The following is a 19522-nucleotide window of genomic DNA, read 5'->3' as shown; positions in this document are numbered from 1 at the left end:
CCGTCGACGGCCTTGACGATGCCGTCGCTGGTCGGGAAGTGGACCTTGAGGTCCTTGACCACCAGGAGCGGGTCACCGGACGCCGCGTGCTGCGGCGAGCGGGGCTCGTCGCTGACCTGGGCAGGAGATGAGGACACGTTTCAACCTATCCGTGTGCAGTCGATCGGGGAACAGGGCCGAGCGCAACAGTGAGAGCCGGGCGTTCGTGAGCGTCCCGCCGCCGGGGCGCGCTTCGCGGGTGATGTCGTGGCCATAGGTGGAATCGTTCACGATCGCGACGCCGAAGTCGGGTTCTGACACCCGGATCCATCGGTGCGCGACGGTCTCGAACCGCGCGGCATCCCACGAGGTGTTCGTGTGGGTGGGCCGCTCGATGTGGCCGAACTGGATCTCCGACGAGAAGCGATCGGCGAGCACGTCGAGGGGGAATGCCAGTTTCAGCAGCTTCTGCGTCTCGTGCCAGTCCAGGTCGATCGTCAGGTCGAGCTGGCCCGATCCGGCGGCCAAGGAGATCGTCTGCACGAGGTGCGATCGACCGAAGCTCCGTTCGACGATGACAGAACAGCCGTCCTCGCCCAGAACGACCGAATCGGCCTCTGTGAGGTCGGTGTAGACGTGCCGATAGTGCCGGTCTATGTCCCACGCGTCCCATTGGGTGGGAGTGTCTCGGTGCAGCTGGAACAGGTTGCCCACCTCTCCCGGAGGAATCGCATCCCGCCCCGAGGCCAGGTCGACGAGCGCGACGACCAGGCCTCGCCCGTCGATGCGTACTTCGAGAGCGTCGTTCACCAGTACGAATCCGGTGTCGTCCTGGGTGGCAGTAGAGCCGTGAGCCGCCGAGCTCACCGAGGCGGAGAGGGCGGGAACCCCGTTCCGTTCGTGCGGCGCAGCGTTGAAGGTGAGCGTTTTTTCACCGTCTCCGGCCAGGTGGCGAAGGCTGGTCTCGATCAGTTCGTCGAGCTCTCGAGCGATATACGCGTAGTTCCTCTCGGCATCCTGATGAACCCAGGCGATCGAACTGCCGGGAAGAATGTCGTGGAACTGCTGGAGGAGCACGAGATGCCACAGCGTCTCGAGCCGGTCGTACGGATAGGCGTGCCCTCCCTGCACCGCGGCCGTCGCGGCCCACAGCTCCGCCTCGCGCAGAAGGTGCTCGCTGCGCCGATTGCCCTGCTTGGTGGCGAGTTGGCTCGTGTAGGTACCACGGTGCAGCTCGAGGTACATCTCACCCGACCAGACCTCGGCGTGCGGATATTCATCCTGTGCGGCGGTGAAGAACGCCCGAGGGGTGCTGTGGATGACGCGCGGCGAGCCCTCGAGCGAGGTGGTCCGCTCGATGACGCTGACCATCTCGCGGGTCGGCCCGCCTCCCCCATCACCGTATCCGTAGGGCAGGAGCGACATCGTCGCCCGGTCATGATCACGAAAGTTGCGCTCCGCATGATGGATGTCAAGTGCGCTCAGATCGGAGTTGTACTTGTCGACCGGCGGAAAATGGGTGAAGACGCGGGTGCCGTCGATGCCCTCCCACTGGAAAGTGTGGTGGGGCATCACGTTCGTCTCATTCCACGAGATCTTCTGCGTGAGGAACCATCTGCTGCCTGCGGCGGCGACGATCTGAGGCAGCGCGCCGGAGTAGCCGAAGGAATCCGGAAGCCAGACCTCTTCGTTGTCGATGCCGAACTCCTCGATGAAGAATCTCTTGCCCGCGACGAACTGCCGTGCCATGGCCTCAGAACCGGGCAGGTTGGTATCGGACTCCACCCACATGCCGCCGACCGGAATGAACTGCCCTCCGCGCACCTTCTCGCGAATCTTCTCGAACAGCGCGGGGTAGTACTCCTTCATCCAGGACAGCTGCTGGGCCGATGAGCACGCGAAGGTGAAGTCCGGGTTCTCGTCCATCAGCACGATCACGTTCGAGAACGTGCGGGCGCATTTGCGAATGGTCTCCCGAACCGGCCAGAGCCAGGCCGAGTCGATGTGGGCGTGGCCCACCGCGTGCAGCACATGCGCACTCGCCGAGGCCGGACGCGCGAGCATCTCCGCCAGTTCGGCTCGGCCCGCGGCCGCGGTCGCGGACACGGCGTGCGGATCGATCACGTCGAGCGCACGCTCGAGCGCGGCCAGAATCTGCACCCGGCGCGGCGATGTCAGCGCGAGCTCCCGCATCAGGCCGCGCAGAACCTCCCTGTCGCTGACGAGCTCATAGACGTTCACATCGAGGAGGGCGATGTCCATCTGCCGCATCACGTACGCGAGCTGGTCTCCGGCGGTCGCCGGGTCGCCGATAGTCGTCGGGGTGAACGTCCAGCTGCTTCCGACATCGGGGTTGGCGGCGGCTTCGACGAATACGTCGACCTGTCCGTCGGCGTCGATCGGAACCACGGCGGCGGCGTTGAACGGCGAGATCGCTTTGATGGGCACTCCGTCGAGGCCCCAGACGAGCGCTTCAGACTGAAATCCGGATTGCCCGCCGTCGAAGCCGAGGTCGAACACGAGCTCGATACTGAATGGATGGGCCGGATCGTCGGCCAACCGGCGCCAGGCCTCGGGAACCATTCCTCTCACCCTGAACCACGAGGTCGACCACGGACGACCCCACGCGCTGCCGATGGTGAACGGCGCATACTGCTGGGCTGCCGCCTCGCCGAAGGTCACGGGCTCGCCGGGCGCAGACCAGACCTCGGCGGTCAGGGCGACTGTGTCGCGGTACAGCGCCGGTTTGAGGCGTTCGGTGATGAAGCGATTGAGTCTCGCCTCGGTGAGCAGTCGATTGTCGTGCATGAAAAAGCCTTTCAGGATTCCGGCGAACCAGAAATGGAGCGGATGGGGGCCGAGCCGACGTCAGCCCTTGACCGCGCCCGCCATGGCGGATGATCCGCCCAGGCCTCGCGAAACCAGAACGTAGAGAGCGAGCACCGGAACCGAATAGACGATCGAATAGGCGGCAAGCTGCCCGTAGGCGACAGCCCCGTTGGAGCCGAAGAAGTTGAAGATACTGACTGCCGCCGGCTGTTTGTCCGGGCTCAGAAGCAGAACGAACGGAACGAAGAAGTTGCCCCAGGCCTGGATGAACACGAAGATGAACACCACCGCGATGCCGGGACGCATCAGAGGCACCACGATCCTGGCCAGCGTCTTCATCGAAGACGCACCGTCGACCCAGGCAGCCTCTTCGAGACTGATCGGAACCGAGTCCATGAAGTTCTTCATCATCCAGATCGCGATGGGAAGCGACGTCGCCGCCATGAAGAAGATGGTTCCCGGAAGCGAATCGATCAGGTTCAGCTGCACGAACAGGCTGTAGACGGGCACCATCATCGCGGTGATCGGGAGGCATGTTCCGAACAGAATCCCGTACAAGAAGGGCTTCGTGATCCTCATCCGATACCGGGAGAGCGGGTACGCCGCCAAGATCGCGAGGACGACCGTGATAATCGCGCATCCGCCCGAGAGGATCACGCTGTTCAGCAGCGGAACAAAGGTCAGGCTCGGCGTGAGCACCTGGGCGAAGTTGTCGAGGGTGAATGTCTCGGGGAGCTTGACCGAGAGGCTGGGCTGCGCATCGACCGAGGCGAGCACAAGCCAGAGCAGGGGAACGGCGAAGCAGACGCCGATGATCGCGAGCGTGATGCTCGAGAGCGCCCGCATCCATCGCCGTGTCGGCGAAGACATCGATGGGCGCGGCGTCGCGAGCGAGCCTGCCCGGGCGGTGGGGACGAGAGTCGTTGTCATGGTCTATTCCAGATCGGTGCGAAGAGCGCGAATGTAGAAGATCGAGAAGATCGCACCCACGAGCAGCATGATGGTCGCGATCGCGGTGCCGAAGCCCAGCTGCCCGAACTTGAACGCCTCCTGGTACGCGAGTAGCGGAAGGGTCGTGCTCTGCACGCCGGGACCGCCACCCGTCATGACGAAGATCATCGTGAAGACCGAGAGGGTCTGCAGGGTCGTGATCATCGCGTTGGTCGCGATGCTCTGCCGGATCATCGGCAGGGTGACGAGCCGCAGCCGCTTCCATCCGTTCGCCCCGTCCATCTCGGCGGCCTCCTGAATTTCGTCAGGAACGTCGGCGAGCGCGGCGGAGTAGACCAGCATCGAGAATGCGGTGCCTCGCCAGGTGTTGGCCAGAATCACGACCAGCATCGGAAACACGTAGAGCCAGCTCGGCCCGGAAACGCCGAACAGAGCCAGAAACGAGTTCGCCGTGCCCGTGTCACGGTAGAACGCATACGAGGCGAACGCGGCGACGATCTCAGGAAGAACCCAGGCGGCGACGACAAAGGTGCCCACCATGGCTCGAACCAGTCGTGCGCTCGACCGCATCAGCAACGCGAGGCCGAGACCCAGCACGTTCTGGCCGATGACCGCCGACCCTATAACGAAAACGAGGGTCAGGATGACCGCGGTGGGAAAGTCCGGGTCGGCGAAAAGCGCCAGGTAGTTGTCGAAGCCGATGAAGGTGCTGCCGGCGGCAGCGCTGCCTGACAGCGACGAATCGGTGAACGAGCCGTAGAACGACGAGATGATCGGGCCCACGAGAAAGACGGCGAGCAGCACGGTTGCGGGCAACAGGGGAATGGACCGCCGAACGGCGCTCCGCCGCCGGGTGGCGACTTTCCCGTCGCGCCGCCTGCCCGCGGGCGGCTCGGTGCTCTGCTGCACCGAACCGCCCGTGGGCTGAACCTCAGACGTGATCAAGGCGGCGGACATTGCTCAGTCGGCCGACTGTGTGCCGTCTTGCCCGACGATGCCCACAAGGGCCTCATCATAGGCGGCGGCTGCGTCGTCGACGCTTTGCTGGCCCGTCATGACCGATTCCATGGCGACCGTGATCGCGTTGGAGATCTGAGCGTAGTCCTCGGTCGCGGCACGGAAGTGCGTGTCTGCGACGAGGCTGGAGAAGAAGGCGAACGAGGGGTTGGCTGCCGTGTACTCCGGGTCGGCCGCCACGTCGTCGCGCACTGCGATCTGGCTGTTGCCGATGTCGTACGCCTTCGAATTCTCCTGGTTGAGCGCGGTGGTCAGAAAGTCGAACGCCAGGTCAGGGGCCTTCGTCTTGGCTCCGACGGCGAGGGTCCACCCGCCCGACATGCTGTTCAGGCCGGGAGCGTCGCCCTTCTGAGTCGGCATCGGCGCTTGGGAGAGGACGTTCGACCACTCGGGCCAGGGATTGGTGCCCGAGGGGATCCAGGCGGCCGACTGCCATGAGCCGTCGAGCGCAATGGCCAGCTGGCCCTTCGGCAGCCACTCCGCGGTGACGTTCGTGAAGATGTTCGGGTCGAGGGCCTGCTGCGGGGTCGGTCCGAGGTCGCCCTGGTAGACATCCTCGACGAACTGCAGCGAGTCTGCGAAACCGTCGCTCCCGGTGATCCACTTCTTGGTAGACGTGTCGTACAGGGTGTCCTTGGTTCCATAGAGAAGCATCTGGAAGCCCTGCATCGATGCGGCCTCGCCGGCAGCCTTGCCGGAATAGACGTTGAAGGGGATGACGTCGGGCAGCTTGGCCTTGATGGTCGAGGCGGCCTCCAGAACGTCGGCCCACGTCTTCGGCTCCCAAGGAACCGCGATTCCGGCCTGGGTGAAGAGGTCCTTGTTGTACCAGAGTGCCCGGGTGTCGGTGCCGAGCGAGACGCCGTAGGTCTTTCCGTCAGCGCCGAGGCCCGCGCTCTTCGCGCCGTCGGCGAACTGCGAGTAGTCTGCCCAGTCGGCGAGCCTGTCGTCGAGGGGCAGCAGGTATCCGGCGGCCGCGTCCGACTGGATCTTGAACGTGTCTTCATACTGCACGTCGGGCGCCGTTGCGGGCGACTGGTTCATCAGGGCGAGCTTGGTGTAATAGTCGGCGCTCTCACCCTGGATCGGCACGAGCTCGATCGTCACGCCGGGGTTCGCTTCTTCATACTGGGACTTTGCCGCCGCCATCAGAATCTGCATCTGATTGAACGTGGCCGTCGTCTGATAAGCGACCTTGATGGTCTTGGGCTCCGCACCGTCTTCAGACGTAGCTGAACACGCGGAGAGCGCGAGTGCCGCGCTCATTGCGACTGCTATGCCAGCCGCGAGACGTCGTTTCATGTGAAGCTCCTTTGCTTTCGACCGCGACCACCGCCGGCGAGTGATGCATCCACTCGTGCGCAATCGGGCCGGCCGTGAACTGATTCCAACACGCATCCGCGCTCATGGCGAAAGCCGTGTCTGACTGGTGATCTATTTATAAATCGAATGGAGTAACTGTGTCAAGCACGATCTGAAACTCGGGGCTCGATGAGCAGATCTGTGGGTTTCGGAGAGAGAACCCGGTCGAGCACCAGGCATCCGGCCCCGATGGCCGCGACATCGGCACCCAGTTTCGACTCCTCGAATCGAATCGGATGAGTCATCATGAGGGCCGGGTCGTCGGATACCGCGCCGGGAACGATGTCGAGAAAAGCGCGCGAGGCCCGATCCCAGAACGGGCCGCCGAAGACGACTCGATCGACATCGAGGATGCTGACGATGGCGAGCACCCCCCGGGCAATTCGCCGAGCCGCCCGCCCCACGATCACCGCCGCGCGGTCGTTTCCCTCGTCAGTGAGGCCGAGCAGCCTGGTGAAACCGTTGTCTACCGTCACGGAATCGAGCGGTCCGGTCGGAGCGGTCACGAGTCCGGCCTCGATCGCTTCGATCACGAGCGAGACCGGCGCCACGGAGTCTCCGAGGCATCCTCTTTTCCCACAGCGACAGAGCGGACCGTCCGGATCGACGATGAGGTGGCCGATGTCGCCGGAATTGCTGCTGGCACCACGAACCACGGTTCCGTCGACGACGAGACCCGCGCCGAGGCCGGTGCCGTAATAGAAGAACAACGAATTCTCCAGGTCGCCAAGGGCGCCCATCCACCGTTCGGCCGCCACCGCGGCCGTGACATCTTTCTCGACGAAGACGGGCAGGCCGGTCGACGCCGACAAGGATGCTCCCAGAGGCACGTTATGCCACTCGGTCATGCGCGGCGGGTTGAACACCTGGCCGCCCTCCGCATCCAACGGACCAGGAGCCGCAATGCCTATGCCGAGAATGCGCGTCGCGTCGACCCCCGACGTCTCGACGATGGCAGTGACGGATGCCGTGAGACGGCGGATCGTCTCTTCCGGCTTCGTTCCCACCGGGGTTCTTGTGCGTGAGTGGGCGACCACGTGCCCTTCGAGGTCGAGCACCACGTACGTGATGACCGTGGGGTCGAGATGAACTCCGACGGCGAATCGCGCCTCTGGCTCGAGCCGCAGAATGGTGCGCGGCTTGCCAGGCCCGCTCACCGTCTTACCGCCCTCGCGGATGAGCCCCTCGTCGAGCAGTCGACGCGAGACATTCGATAGAGTCTGCGCCGACAGACCGGTCTTCTCGGCGAGCTCTACGCGGCTGGCCCCCTCGCCCGAACGTCTGATCACGTCGAGAATGAGAGCCTGGTTGTAGCCGCCGACCGCAGGAAGATTCGTGCCTCTGTGCATTCCGCTCCCTTGTGGCCAGTCGTCCAATTATGGCGCTCTCGACGGATCGGCCGCGGGGCCTGGGCGACGGCACACGTCGAGCTTCTGCACCTCGCAGCTCCTGCACGTCGAGCGTCTGCACCTCGAACCGCGATCAGCTCGGCGTGATGCCATCGAACAGGTTGTCGACGAGCGCGATCGCGAAGGCGTCTGTGATCGGCTCGTCGGGGATGAGGATGCGGTGATACACAGCTCCCCAGAGTTGGTCGACCAGAACCCGCGAATCGATGCCCGCCCGAATCTGACCGTCTTGTTGGGCAATCGTGAATCGGTCGACGGCGAGTTGTCTGCGATGGGACGAATACAGGCGCCGGTAGTCAGAGGCGAGGTTCTGGTCGGTCTGAGATTTTCCGATGAGCTCGGCCAACAGCCGACCGGCGGGCGTCGTGGTCATCAGCGTGACGAAACTGCGCAACTGTGTGGCGATGTCCGCCCGGATATCGCCTGTATCGGGGAAGGTCAGCCGGATCTCGACGCTGTGGAAGTAGCTCTCCAGTGCCAGCGCCCCCGCAGAGGGCCACCATTTGTAGAGAGTCGTCTTGCTGACGCCGGATTCCCGAGCGACACGTTCGAACGTGAGACCGGCGAGACCTTCGTTGAGCAAGATCTCGCCGACCGCGCGTAACACGTCTTCGCGTACCTGTTCGGCCGGACGTCGTCCGCGGCCGCGGCGACGGACGCCACCCGTGGAATTGGGAGTAGTGCTGGTCGACACGGTGACTTCCTTGAATGGGCTACGAACGCGTCAGGTTTCCCGCTTCGGCGAACGTCTCGATGCAGGGGTTATTGAGTGATCGTGAGCAAGTCGGCCAGATCGACGCGGGTGAGAAACTCGCGCCGTACGCGATCGGCAACGTGCGAGACCTCTTCGGAGCCGTCGTCGGCAGGATCGATATGCACCCGGTACGGCCGCTCTCCTGCGGGCAGGGCGACGATGCGCACGATCTCGTCGGATACGAGTGACGCCTCGGCACCTTTCGGAGCCAGATCCGCGAGCTTTCCGGCGACCTGTTTCATGAGGTCAGGATACTTCGCCTCGTACTCGTCTTTCACCGCCGTGTCGGTGGGGTGGCCGGCGTGCGCGAAGTGGTTGGTTCCGGTGGTAAAGGAGCCGGGCACGACGATCGAGGTCTCCACTCCCCACCGCGAAAGCTCCGCAGCGTAGGAGACCGCGAGCGAATCCATGCCCGCCTTCGCCGCGAAGTACGGCGCGAGGTAGGGCGGTGTTCCGCCCTTGACCGACGTGCTCGACACCCACAGCACCAGACCCTTGCCGGCCTTTCGCAGATGCGGCAGCACCGCACGGTTGACGCGCTGAGTAGAAAGCACGTTCACGTCGTACAACTCCGCGAGCTGCTCCGGTGTGAACGCTTCGGCAGGGCCCGAGACCATGTGACCGGCGTTGTGGATGATCACGTCGATGCGGCCGTGCTCGGCGATGATCTGAGCGATCGCGGCTTCGACCGAGTCTTCGGAACTCACGTCCATTTCGATGGCGCGAAGATCGACGTGGTGCTCGGCGGAGTAGTCGATGGCCTCCTGTACCTGTGGGGCGTTGCGGTCGGTCGTAGCGCGCATGCCGGCGTAGACAGTGCTGCCGGTATCGGCGAGGGCGCGGGCTGTGAGTGCACCGAACCCGCTGGAGGCTCCGGTGATGACGATGATCTGGCTCATGAGATTCTTCTTTCCTATTGGGGCTCACACCGTCTGTTCGCTGCGGCGTGAGCTGTGATGGGTAGCGCAGTGAAATCAGGCGAGTCCGCCGTTGACGAAGATGACCTGGCCGTTCACCCACCGGGCCGGACCGGCGAGCGACGCGACAGTCTCCGCGACATCTTCGGGGGTGCCGAGCCGCTCGAGCGGGGCAGCCTTCGACAACTCCTGCACCGTCTGCTCGTCTTTGCCGTCGAGGAACAGCGGGGTAGCGGTGGGGCCCGGGGCAACCGCGTTGACCGTGATGTCCTTGCCCCGCAGCTCGCGGGCCAAGACGAGGGTCATGGCCTCGACGGCTGCCTTCGAGGCCACGTACGCCCCGTAGCTTTCGAAGCTCGTGCGGGTCACGGTGGTCGAGAAATTCACGATCGCGCCACCTGCCCGAATACGCCGGGCTGCCTGCTGAGAGACCACGAACGTACCTCGGATGTTCGTGCGGTGCATCCGGTCCAAGTCCGCCAGATCCAGCGTCGCGATCGGACCGAGAATCATGATGCCGGCCGTATTCACAACCACATCGATTCCCCCGAACCGGGCCTCGACCTCGTCGAAGGCGGCCTGCATGGCATCCTCATCGGCCACGTCACCTCCGACGCTGATCGCCGATCCACCCGCCGAGGTGATGCGTTCCACGAGTTCCTCGGCTTTCGCACGGTTGCCGGCGTAGTGCACGGCCACCGAGAATCCGTCGGCAACCAACCGCTCGACGACAGCCTGGCCGATGCCACCGGAGCCGCCCGTCACCAACGCGACACGGCCTGTGCTTGACGTAGTACTCATAAGTCTTCTCTTTCCTCTGCGGTTATGAACGACACCTCCATATAACTACGGAAATGAACGAATCGTCTATATTCACCTCGAGATCCGCACCGGACTCGAAGCTTCGGCGGTGGCATGTTCTTGGTTTCGATCAACTTTAGATTCCCAGGAATATAGTTCTCGGTAACCTAGTTGCGTAGGTATGACTGAAATCTGGAGAAAGATAGCCGCGGCCTACACCGAACGCTCGTACTATCTCGTCGCGGCGTCGGGCCTGCTGATCACCGAGGCCGAAGCAAACCGCATGTCGCTGGGGCGCCGTGCTGAGGAGCGTTCCGCATGAGCGCATACGGAGACTTCTTTGCCGAACTGGTTCGACTCGAGATCGAGCTGTGGAACCGCCTCGACTCGCTGCAGGCCGAGGCGTCTGCCGTGAGCGTGGCGCAGTTGCAAGCACTTCAGGCAGTTGCGTCTCGAGGTGGCGATGCTCGTGTGCATGACATCGCGACAGAACTGCAGATCACGGTGGGTGCCGCGAGCAAGCTGGTCGACCGACTCGAGCGCGATGGCCTCGCGAGCAGGGCCGCGCATCCGAGCGACCGGCGCTCGATGATCGTCGATCTCACTGCGGCCGGCGAGAAGGTTCGAGTCACGGCATCCGCCGCGGCGGAGCGACATCTCGAACAATTGATGTCGACGGCGTTGTCGAAGTCGCACGCGGCTGAACTCGCGGCCGACCTGTCGACGTTGAGGGTATCGCTCGAAACACAACGGCTCTCGTGACCGAGACGATGCGGGCAGTGGTCATCGACGCGCCCGGCGCCCCAGAGGTACTGCGGCTGAGAACCGTTCCCGTTCCCGTCGTGGAGCCGGGTGGAGTGCGAATCCGGGTTATGGCGTTCGGCCTCAACCGAAGCGAGCTGCACTTTCGGAGCGGTGTCGCCTTCAGCGGTACTTTTCCGCGGATTCCAGGCATCGAGGCGACCGGTGTCGTCGAATCGGCACCCGGGGGCGAGTTCGCCCCCGGCACCCAGGTCATGACCATGATGGGCGGGATGGGCCGCAGCACGGATGGCGGCTATGCCGAAATGGTCGTCGTACCGGCCTCGCAAGTGATCCCATTCGTGAGTGCGTTGCCCTGGTCAACTCTCGGTGCCGTGCCGGAGATGCTGCAGACTGCGTACGGTTCACTCACCGTGGGTCTGGAAGCGACCGACGGGAGCAGCCTGCTGATCCGAGGAGGCACATCCTCGGTGGGCCTGGCGGCGGCCGTCCTCGCGAAGCGGCGAGGAATGACCGTCATCGCTACGACTCGAAGCGAAGCGAGACTTCCCTTGCTCGCCCGAATCGGCGTGGACTACCCGATCGTGGACACGGGAGAGGTGGCCGCAACTGTTCGCCAGATCATCGGTGCCGGCGCGGATGGCGCGATAGAGCTGGTCGGGGTGAACGTCATGCGCGACACGCTCCGTGCGACCCGACAAGGCGGCACCGTGTGCTTCACCGGCATGTTGTCTGACTCGTGGACGATCCCCGAGTTCTATCCGATGGACTGGCTGCCGAACGGTGTGCGCCTCACCGCATACTCGGGCGAGGCCCAGGGACTGCCCGCGTCAGTCTTGCAGGACTACCTCGACGCGGTTGCCACAGGCGACGCGGTGGTACCCATTGGCCGCGAATATCGGATCGACGACATCGTGCAGGCCCATCGCGACCTCGAGTCGAACGCGGTGGGCGGCAAGGCCGTCGTCGTGCTCGTCTGAGTTCGTGACGCGGTCGCGCGTCGAGACGCGCTGGATGCCCGGGGTGCTGTCGATGCCCGGCTCAGGCCCGTCCGTGCGAACTTCGTGATCGACGTGCCACGGCGTCGAGCGCCACGGCGACGAGGACCACCAGGCCGGTGACCATGAAACGAATGGATGAGTCGAGGTTGAGAAGGGTGAGTCCGCTGGAGATCGACTGGATGACAAGGATTCCGAGCAGGGCCGCGAAGGCGGAGCCCCGCCCGCCGAAGAGGCTGGTGCCGCCGATGACGGCCGCGGCGATGGCGTTCAGGTTGACGTCGCCGCCGCCGCTTTGCTGTCCGGCCGCGGCGAGTCTTCCTGCCGCGAGCAGCCCTCCGACTGCGGCGAATGTGGAGCAGAGGATGAAGACAGAGGTGTAGGTCGCCCGCACGTTGATACCCGATCGCCGAGCGGCTTCACGGTTGCCGCCCACAGCGAAGACAGCGCGTCCCCAGGATGTGCGGGTGAGGGCGAAGTTCAGCCCGAGTACGAGGACGACGAAGAACACGAACATCCAGCCGACTCCTCGCGCCTGGTAGAGGTACCAGACGATGAAGAGCAGAGCGACCGCTAGAGCGACGGATGCGACGACGATCGATGAGGTGCGCTGGGCGGACAACCCCGCGGCTCGACGCCGCCGGGCCCGCAGGTACCATGTGGCGAACAGAGCGCCGCCTGCCAGAACCGCGAAGACGTATCCGAGCCAGACGGGCACGAAAGCGAGTTGGCCTATGTAGACGAGAAACGAGTCGAATGGCAGATTGACCGTGCCTGTGGGCCCGAGTACGAAGAGTTGCAGGCCGAGGAATCCGAGCAGCCCCGCCAGGGTGATGACGAAGCTCGGGATTCCGAGACGGTTGTAGATCTGGCCGTAGACGAAGCCGATCACGACGCCCGCCCCGACGCCCGCCAGAAACGCGAGTGCTAGCGGCCACCCGTTTCCGACGAACGTGACGGCCATCACTGCCGAGGCGAGTCCGCTGACGGAACCGACCGAGAGGTCGATCTCGCCCACGAGGAGAACGCAGACGATGCCGAGGGCGAGGATGCCGATCGGGGCGGACTGCATCAGCAGGTTGCTCAGATTCTGGCTCGAGAGAAACGACGGGTTGAGGGCCTGGAAGATCGTCCAGATCACGGCCAAACCCAGGATGACGGGCAGGAGGCCGAGGTCTCCCCCGCGGATGCGCTCGGATGCGGAAGCGATAGCGCCGCGCAGGCCGACGGTGGTTCGAAGCCGCTCGTCTTGCAGGTCGGTGGGTCGGTGGGGAGGAACAGCTGTGGACGTCATGGTGTCTCGTTCTCTGTGAAGGATGGAGTCGAATCAGGGTGCGGTCTTGGCCGCACCTGCCCGGCGACGGGTGACTGCGTTGTCGGTCGCGCCGGTGATGGCCGCAATGATCTCTTCCGACGTGGTGTTCTTGACATCGAATTCGCCGTTGTTGCGACCAAGGCGCAGCACGACGACCCGGTCGGCCACTGCTTTGACGTCCTCCATGTTGTGACTGATCATGATGACGCCCAGGCCTTGTTCTCTGAGCCGTTCAACCAGGTTCAGCACTTCGGCGGTCTGCGCGACCCCGAGGGCTGCCGTGGGTTCGTCGAGGATTATGAGTTTCGGGCTGCCGAGCAGCGACCGCGCTATGGCAACTGTCTGCCGCTGTCCGCCAGACAAGGATGCGATCGGTATCCGCACCGAGGGTATTTTCGCCGACAACTGCCGCATCAGTTCCCACGCGCGTACCTCCATGGCGACCTCGTCGAGCCGAAACGGCTTGAGCTCTTGACCGAGGAACAGATTCTGCACCACGTCGAGGTTGTCGCACAGTGCGAGGTCCTGGAACACCGTCGCGATGCCCCTCTCGAGCGCATCCGTCGGAGAGGCGATCGTGACGTCGTCGCCCGCGAAGGTGATCGTGCCGCCGTCGGGGCGATGCACGCCCGACAGAACTTTGACCAGGGTCGATTTTCCGGCGCCGTTATCACCGACGACCGCGACGATCTCGCTCGACGACACGTCGAGGTCGACGTCGGTGAGCGCCGCAACGGCGCCGAAGTTCTTCGTGATACCTCTCATGGAGAGCACGGAATGGACATTGGGCTTCGCGTTGGTGACGCTCGTCACAGGAAACCTCTCTGATCGGGATGGAGAAAGAATTGATCGGGGATCCGGCGGCTCAGCCGCCGGATCCCCGGTGCTACTACTTGATGCCGAGAGCCGCGCAGCTGTCAGCGTACGCTCCCGTACAGACCTGGTCGACCGTGTAGATGCCACCGTCGAAGATGACCTCCTTGACGTTCTCCTGGGTGACGACCGTCGGAGTGAACAGCTGCGACGGGGTGTCGAAGAGGGTCGTTTTTCCCTTCGGCGCATCGCCCTTGAGGAATCCGTAGGCGACCTCGGCTGCAGCTTCAGCGACAGTCTTGATGGGTTTCGAGATCGTGTTGTACTGATCGCCCGAGACGATGCGCTGGATTGCCGCAATCTCCGCGTCGTTGCCCGTGACGGGCGGCACCGGCGTCACGCCGGCAGCCTTGAGTGCAGCAATGGATCCACCGCCGGTTCCATCATTCGCAGCCACGATGCCCGCAATCTCAGGACCGAACTGTGTGATCTGGCCGCTGACCCAGTCCTGGGCCTTCTGGGGATCCCACTCGGGAGTGTCGAACTCGGCCAGCACGTCGAAGCCGCTGCCTTCGACGCCCGCGTTCATGCCCTTCTTGATGAGTTGAGCTGCGTCATCCGTCGGTGATCCGTTCACGATCAGCACGCCGCCCTGAGCACCGTCGGCCTTCAGCTTCTCGACGAGTGATTCTGCGATCGACTTGCCGATTCCCTCGTTGTCGAACGAGACGTAGTAGTCGGCCGGGGTGTCGACGATCGGCCGGTCGTAGGTGACGACCGGAATTTTCTGCGACTGGGCGTTGACGACGATGGATGCCGCGGCCTTCGTGTCGACGGCATCCAGGACGATCACCTTGACCCCTTGCGCGATGGCCGAGTCTGCTTGCTGCTGCTGCTTGTCGGGGTCGGAGTCGGCGTTTTGGTAGATCACTTCGCAGTCGGGACACAGCTCGTTCATCTTCGCGGTGAACAGGGGGCTGTCCTGCTGTTCGTAGCGCGTGGATGCGAGGTCGGGCATCAGGAAGGCGATTTTGCCCGAGGATGCGCCGTCGCCACCGCCGGAAGAGTCGCTCTCTCCAGAAGAGGAGGAGCACGCGGCAAGCCCGCTCATCGCGATCAGAACTGTGCCTATCACTGCGGCTGCGCGCAAATGGGTCTTCATCGTTGAATCTCCTCGTTGAGTTGCTGTCCGGGGGGGACGGCTGTCTGTTGGTGTCAGAGTTCGGCCTTGGCTCATCGAACCGTGCCGTACCCGGACTATATCAACGCAAACGTTATATCTGTCAACAATTTTGGTAATTCAATCGTTCGGATCCCTCATTCGCCCAGTCGATCGTCCCACGAGCGCTAGAGTTCCTTCATTCCTGACAGCTCCCGCCGCCCATCGAGACGAAAAGAGATCACCCGCATGATTCCGCGCTCTGAGGCATCTTCGAGGCCCGCGCGACAGCAGCAGATCCTCGATCACGTACTCGATGTCGGATCGGCCAGCGCCGCCGAATTAGTAGAACTCACCGGCAGGAGCTTGATGACCGTGCATCGAGATCTGGAAGACCTGGCGAGCCGCGGGCTCGTCCGAAAGTTTCACGGGGGCGTTTCCGCCTTGCCCACGAGTGTCTTCGAATCGAGTTCTGCTTTTCGCATGCAGAGGCGAACCGAGGCGAAGGAGTCGCTCGCCCGCACAGCGCTCGGCTTCATCGAACCGGGAATGTCCGTGATGCTCGACGACTCGACAACAGTGTTGGCACTGGCCCGCCTGTTGGGCCAAGTAGGGCCATTGACCGTTCTGACGAACTATCGGCAGGTCGTCGAACTCCTGATCGATGAGGTCGACATCAAGCTCATCGTCATCGGGGGGCAGTATTCCCGCACCCACGATTCGTACATCGGGCCATCAGACCAGACCGGCCTCGACTCCTATGCCGTCGACATCGTCTTCCAATCGACGTCGACGATGGATGAACGGCTGACGTATCACCAGGAGCAGGAGGTCGTCTCGATGAAGCGCGTCATGCTGTCGAAAGGCGCCCGCCGAGTGCTGATGATGGACGGCTCGAAGGTCGGTCAGACATCCCTCAACCGCTTCGTGCCGATCTCGGATTTCACCGACGTGATCCTCACCGACGACGTCGACCCCGCGGTCGTCGAGAAGATCGGAGAGCACGCCGCGACGTGGAGTGCGGCCGTCTAGCGTCGTCGCGTCTTCTCACCAACGTTGATATTCTTACCAATGTTGGTGTTAGTATCGGCAGGCGATGACGTTCGAGGCGCTGATGCCCCGACAAAATACCGCGGGAAGGTCCGTCATGATCCGCATCCTTTCGGCCGGTGACCACTTCGTCACACCAGAACTGTTCACCTCGGAGATCACCAGGTGTGTGGATGACCGGGTTCCGCTTGCCTTCTCGGAACTCCTCCTTCCCTGGCCTCATGAGCCCTTCGGTGCGGTGGGAACTGTCGACGAAGCAAGCGACCGCGTCGACGATCTCATCGCAGCTCTGCCGGGCATCGAGGTGGCTGTCACGCAGATGGCGCCGTTTACCCCGGAGGTGTTCGCCTCAGCCCCCGATCTCCGAATGATCGGGGTGTGCCGCGGCGGACCTGTCAACGTCGACCTCGACGCGGCGACGGCGGCCGGGGTCGTCGTCTCGTTCGCCCCGGGTCGCAATGCGCAGGCGGCAGCCGAGTTCGCTGTCGGCCTGATGCTCAGCGCAATGCGCCGCATCGTCGTCAGCGATGCCGAACTGAAACGCGGGGTGTGGCGCGGCGACCTCTACAGCTTCGAGAACGTCGGAGGCGAACTCGACGGCTCGACGGTGGGTCTGGTCGGGTACGGAGCAATCGGACGTATCGTCGCGAAAGTACTCCGTGCATTCGGCGCGACCGTCTTGACATACGATCCATTCGCAGACGCATCGATCATCGAGCGGGATGGCGTGCAGGTCGTCGAGCTCGAAGAGCTGTTGCGCAGAAGTTCAGTCGTGAGCCTGCACGCTCGCCTGACCGAGGAGAGCCACCACCTCCTCGACGCGGAACGCCTTGCGCTGATGCCCCGGGGAGCAGTACTGGTCAATAGCGCGCGGGGCGGTCTGCTCGACTATGCGCCGCTACCCGAACTGCTGCGCAGCGGGCAGCTCGGCGCACTCGCACTGGATGTCTACGACATCGAACCACCGCCGGCCGACTGGCCGTTGCTCACCGCGCCCAACGTGGTTCTCTCGCCGCACCTCGCCGGCGCGACCAAGCAGACGGCCGAACGAGCAGCGAGAATCGTCGCTTCCGACGTCGAACGGTATGTGGCAGGCTTCGCACCGACACATGTCGCCAACCCCGATGTCCTGGCGCGCCTTTCGCTTCAACTGAGCTGAGAACCGGTCATGGTGAATTCACGAGCCACGCTCTGCATCGACGCGGGCACCACCCTGATCAAGGCCGTCGTCTTCGATGCCTCGGGCCACGAGCTGGTCGTCGCAAGCCGGCCGACCACGGTCGCATCCCCGATGCCCGGCTTCGCCGAACAAGACATGATGTCTGTCTGGCGCGCCGTGATCGAATCCGCCAGGGAGGCCGTGGAGCGCTCACCCCACCCCATCGAACGGATCTCCGTGACCGCACAGGGCGATGGCGCCTGGCTGCTCGGCCGTGACGGTCGTCCCGTGCGTCCGGCCATTCTGTGGAACGACGCTCGCTCCCGCGAGGTCATCGCTCGGTGGCGAGACGACGGCACGCTCGATCGCGCCTTCGCCATCAACGGGTCGCTGAGCAACCTGGGCCTGCCCAACGCCATCCTCTCGACCCTGATCGCAGACGATCCGGAGGCCCTCGACCGCGTCGATTCCGTGTTGACCTGCGGCAGCTGGTTGTTCTACCAACTCACTGGAGTCGTCGGGCTGCACCCGTCCGAAGCATCCGCGCCCTGGCTCGATGTGTCACGCGGCGAGTACTCGCCCGAACTCCTCGACCTGTACGGGTTGTCGTCGAACCGCGACCTTCTCCCCCCGGTGCTCGACGACTCGTCGGTCGCATCGACGCTCGACATCGACGCGGCAACGGCACTGGGCCTCCCGCGGGGCATCCCCGTCGTACTCGCCCCCTACGACGTCGTGGCGACGGCGGCGGGCGGCGGCACCGTGGATGCCGGCTCGGCCTTCTGCATCCTCGGAACGACCCTGTGCACCGGCGTCGTCGTCGACCGGCCCGACACGACGGGCACTCCGTCGGGCCTCACACTTCGAATCGCGGATGACGGCCCGTTCGTCCGCGCCTTTCCGACCCTCGCCGGCACCGGTGTGATCGAGTGGATGGCACGGATTGTCGGAGCGGCCGACGCGCCGGATCTCGTACGTCTCGCAGCGCTGGCGCCCCCCGGGTCGGCGGGCCTGACCGTGTGGCCGTACTTCTCTCCTGCCGGCGAGCGCGCACCATTCCTCGATGAGGATGCCCGCGGTGTGATCGCCGGTCTCTCGTTCGAGCATTCACGCGAGCATCTGGCACGCGCAAGCGTGGAGGGCCTCGCGCACGTCGTACGCGATTGTCTGGCCGCCGCACCGGAGACTCCGGTCATGCTCACGCTGTCGGGCGGAGGCGCGGGAAGCGACCTCTGGTGCGAAACCCTGGCCGACGTGACGGGCGTGACGACCGTACGCACCGGCGACAGTCAGATCGGAGCCAAGGGCGCGCTGATTTATGCAGCCGTCGCAACCGGCGAGTTCGATTCTGTCGGGGCAGCAGCACGAGAGCTCGTCGTCACCACCGAACGTTTCGAACCCCACGCAGAACTCCGGTCGATGTACGACTCGCGGCACACTGATTTCGTGGCGTCCCGCGCGGCCTTCCAACCCCGGTGGGCGACCTGGGCCGCTCATGGCCGAGGTTGAGGCCGTGACGATCGCCACCGAATCCGTGTGGGTCGGCGTCGATCTGGGCACTCAGAGCGTTCGGGTCATCGCTTTAGGCGACGACGGCGTGCAGTTGGCCATCGCTTCTCGCCCCGTGCACAGCCGCCGCTCCGCGGGCATCCATGAACAGGATCCCGACGAATGGTGGGCGGGTGTTCGCGATGCGCTCCGAGACGTCACAGCCGAACTGGGACCTCGAAGACGCGTCACCGCACTTGCGATCTCGGCTACGAGCGGCACGATCGTGCTCGTAGACGAACTCGGGCACGCGGTCTCGTCGGGAATCATGTACGACGACGCCCGCGGCTCCGGTCATGCCGACCGTGTCAATGAGGTCGGGCACGATGTGTGGTCGCGTCTCGGCTACCGAATGCAGGGGTCGTGGGCGCTGCCGACCCTCGTCGAACTGAGGCGTCGGGGTCAACTCGGCGAGGGTCGGATGGTCGCGACCCAGGCTGACTTCGTCGCCTCGAAGCTGGTGGGCCGAGCCGTTCCGAGCGACAGCAGCCACGCGTTGAAATGCGGAGTCGACCTGGACTCGTTGTCGTGGCCGGCAGACGTCATGACCGGGCTCGACATCCCGCTCGATCGCCTACCCGCCGTCGTCGCATCGGGAACCGTGCTCGGCACGGTCGATTCGCACGCGGCAGCCCAAACCGGGCTGCACCCCTCGTGCGTCGTCGTGGCCGGCATGACCGATGGATGCTCGGCCCAGCT

The 19522-nt window shown here is 64.2% G+C and carries 18 protein-coding genes and 1 pseudogene; 8 read left to right on the top strand and 11 right to left on the bottom strand.

The features are described from left to right. Positions 1-72: 72 nt before the first annotated feature. The 8 genes from ACE5CZ_RS10950 to ACE5CZ_RS10915 all read right to left on the bottom strand — a co-directional run bounded on the left by ACE5CZ_RS10950 (position 73) and on the right by ACE5CZ_RS10915 (position 10019). Positions 73-2787 (bottom strand): glycoside hydrolase family 38 C-terminal domain-containing protein, encoded by a 2715-nt coding sequence (locus tag ACE5CZ_RS10950; RefSeq protein WP_374947361.1) that lies wholly within the window; start codon positions 2785-2787, stop codon positions 73-75. Positions 2788-2847: 60 nt separating this feature from the next. After that, positions 2848-3738: a carbohydrate ABC transporter permease gene (locus ACE5CZ_RS10945; RefSeq protein WP_374947360.1), complete on the bottom strand. Its 891-nt coding sequence runs from the start codon at positions 3736-3738 to the stop codon at positions 2848-2850. 3 nt (positions 3739-3741) lie between these two features. Beyond that, complete coding sequence (locus tag ACE5CZ_RS10940) at positions 3742-4716, bottom strand: carbohydrate ABC transporter permease (protein ID WP_374947359.1); 975 nt, start codon at positions 4714-4716, stop codon at positions 3742-3744. 3 nt (positions 4717-4719) lie between these two features. Next, positions 4720-6078, bottom strand: coding sequence for an extracellular solute-binding protein (locus ACE5CZ_RS10935; RefSeq protein ID WP_374947358.1), 1359 nt, complete (start codon positions 6076-6078; stop codon positions 4720-4722). 161 nt (positions 6079-6239) lie between these two features. Next, a complete protein-coding gene (locus ACE5CZ_RS10930; RefSeq protein ID WP_374947357.1) occupies positions 6240-7487 on the bottom strand; it encodes an ROK family protein in 1248 nt (415 codons plus the stop codon). Between the two features lie 133 nt (positions 7488-7620). Beyond that, positions 7621-8241, bottom strand: coding sequence for a TetR/AcrR family transcriptional regulator C-terminal ligand-binding domain-containing protein (locus ACE5CZ_RS10925; RefSeq protein WP_374947356.1), 621 nt, complete (start codon positions 8239-8241; stop codon positions 7621-7623). Positions 8242-8309: 68 nt separating this feature from the next. Then, entirely contained in the window at positions 8310-9200 is an 891-nt protein-coding gene (locus tag ACE5CZ_RS10920) for an SDR family oxidoreductase (protein WP_374947355.1), read from the bottom strand. A 75-nt stretch (positions 9201-9275) separates the two neighbouring features. After that, the gene (locus ACE5CZ_RS10915) at positions 9276-10019 is read right to left on the bottom strand and encodes an SDR family oxidoreductase (RefSeq protein ID WP_374947354.1); all 744 of its coding nucleotides are present in this window, start codon (positions 10017-10019) and stop codon (positions 9276-9278) included. A gap of 181 nt (positions 10020-10200) precedes the next feature. Here ACE5CZ_RS10915 and ACE5CZ_RS10910 point away from each other — a divergent pair, with 181 nt between their 5' ends. Genes ACE5CZ_RS10910 through ACE5CZ_RS10900 form a run of 3 tightly spaced genes read left to right on the top strand, consistent with a single transcriptional unit; the run spans position 10201 to position 11761 of the window. Further along, the gene (locus ACE5CZ_RS10910) at positions 10201-10341 is read left to right on the top strand and encodes a hypothetical protein (protein WP_374947353.1); all 141 of its coding nucleotides are present in this window, start codon (positions 10201-10203) and stop codon (positions 10339-10341) included. Next, positions 10338-10781 (top strand): MarR family winged helix-turn-helix transcriptional regulator, encoded by a 444-nt coding sequence (locus tag ACE5CZ_RS10905; RefSeq protein ID WP_374947352.1) that lies wholly within the window; start codon positions 10338-10340, stop codon positions 10779-10781. Before ACE5CZ_RS10910 ends, ACE5CZ_RS10905 begins: the two co-directional genes overlap by 4 nt. Further along, positions 10778-11761, top strand: a complete 984-nt coding sequence (locus ACE5CZ_RS10900; protein ID WP_374947351.1) for a zinc-binding dehydrogenase — start codon at positions 10778-10780, stop codon at positions 11759-11761. Before ACE5CZ_RS10905 ends, ACE5CZ_RS10900 begins: the two co-directional genes overlap by 4 nt. A 61-nt stretch (positions 11762-11822) precedes the next feature. On the opposite strand, the gene ACE5CZ_RS10895 is transcribed toward ACE5CZ_RS10900, so the two are convergent. The 3 genes from ACE5CZ_RS10895 to ACE5CZ_RS10885 form a co-directional block, all read right to left on the bottom strand. Further along, positions 11823-13073: a sugar ABC transporter permease gene (locus ACE5CZ_RS10895; RefSeq protein ID WP_374947350.1), complete on the bottom strand. Its 1251-nt coding sequence runs from the start codon at positions 13071-13073 to the stop codon at positions 11823-11825. A 33-nt stretch (positions 13074-13106) separates the two neighbouring features. Continuing rightward, entirely contained in the window at positions 13107-13907 is an 801-nt protein-coding gene (locus ACE5CZ_RS10890; RefSeq protein WP_374947349.1) for an ATP-binding cassette domain-containing protein, read from the bottom strand. A 76-nt stretch (positions 13908-13983) separates the two neighbouring features. After that, entirely contained in the window at positions 13984-15069 is a 1086-nt protein-coding gene (locus tag ACE5CZ_RS10885) for a sugar ABC transporter substrate-binding protein (RefSeq protein ID WP_374947348.1), read from the bottom strand. Positions 15070-15315: 246 nt separating this feature from the next. Between ACE5CZ_RS10885 and ACE5CZ_RS10880 the strand changes: the two are divergent. From ACE5CZ_RS10880 to ACE5CZ_RS10860, 5 genes and pseudogenes are all read left to right on the top strand, one after another. Further along, positions 15316-15498, top strand: a pseudogene (locus ACE5CZ_RS10880) (DeoR family transcriptional regulator); the annotation flags it as partial. Between the two features lie 51 nt (positions 15499-15549). Continuing rightward, entirely contained in the window at positions 15550-16098 is a 549-nt protein-coding gene (locus ACE5CZ_RS10875; protein ID WP_374947362.1) for a DeoR/GlpR family DNA-binding transcription regulator, read from the top strand. A 115-nt stretch (positions 16099-16213) separates the two neighbouring features. Beyond that, entirely contained in the window at positions 16214-17275 is a 1062-nt protein-coding gene (locus ACE5CZ_RS10870; protein ID WP_374947347.1) for a 2-hydroxyacid dehydrogenase, read from the top strand. 9 nt (positions 17276-17284) lie between these two features. Beyond that, positions 17285-18784, top strand: a complete 1500-nt coding sequence (locus tag ACE5CZ_RS10865; RefSeq protein WP_374947346.1) for an FGGY family carbohydrate kinase — start codon at positions 17285-17287, stop codon at positions 18782-18784. A gap of 4 nt (positions 18785-18788) precedes the next feature. Continuing rightward, the coding region (locus tag ACE5CZ_RS10860; protein ID WP_374947345.1) for an FGGY family carbohydrate kinase at positions 18789-19522 on the top strand (734 nt) is incomplete at its 3' end.

This window comes from Agreia sp. (genome assembly GCF_964263775.1).
Lineage (GTDB): Bacteria > Actinomycetota > Actinomycetes > Actinomycetales > Microbacteriaceae > Agreia.
This window is presented reverse-complemented; position numbering and strand designations above follow the sequence as displayed.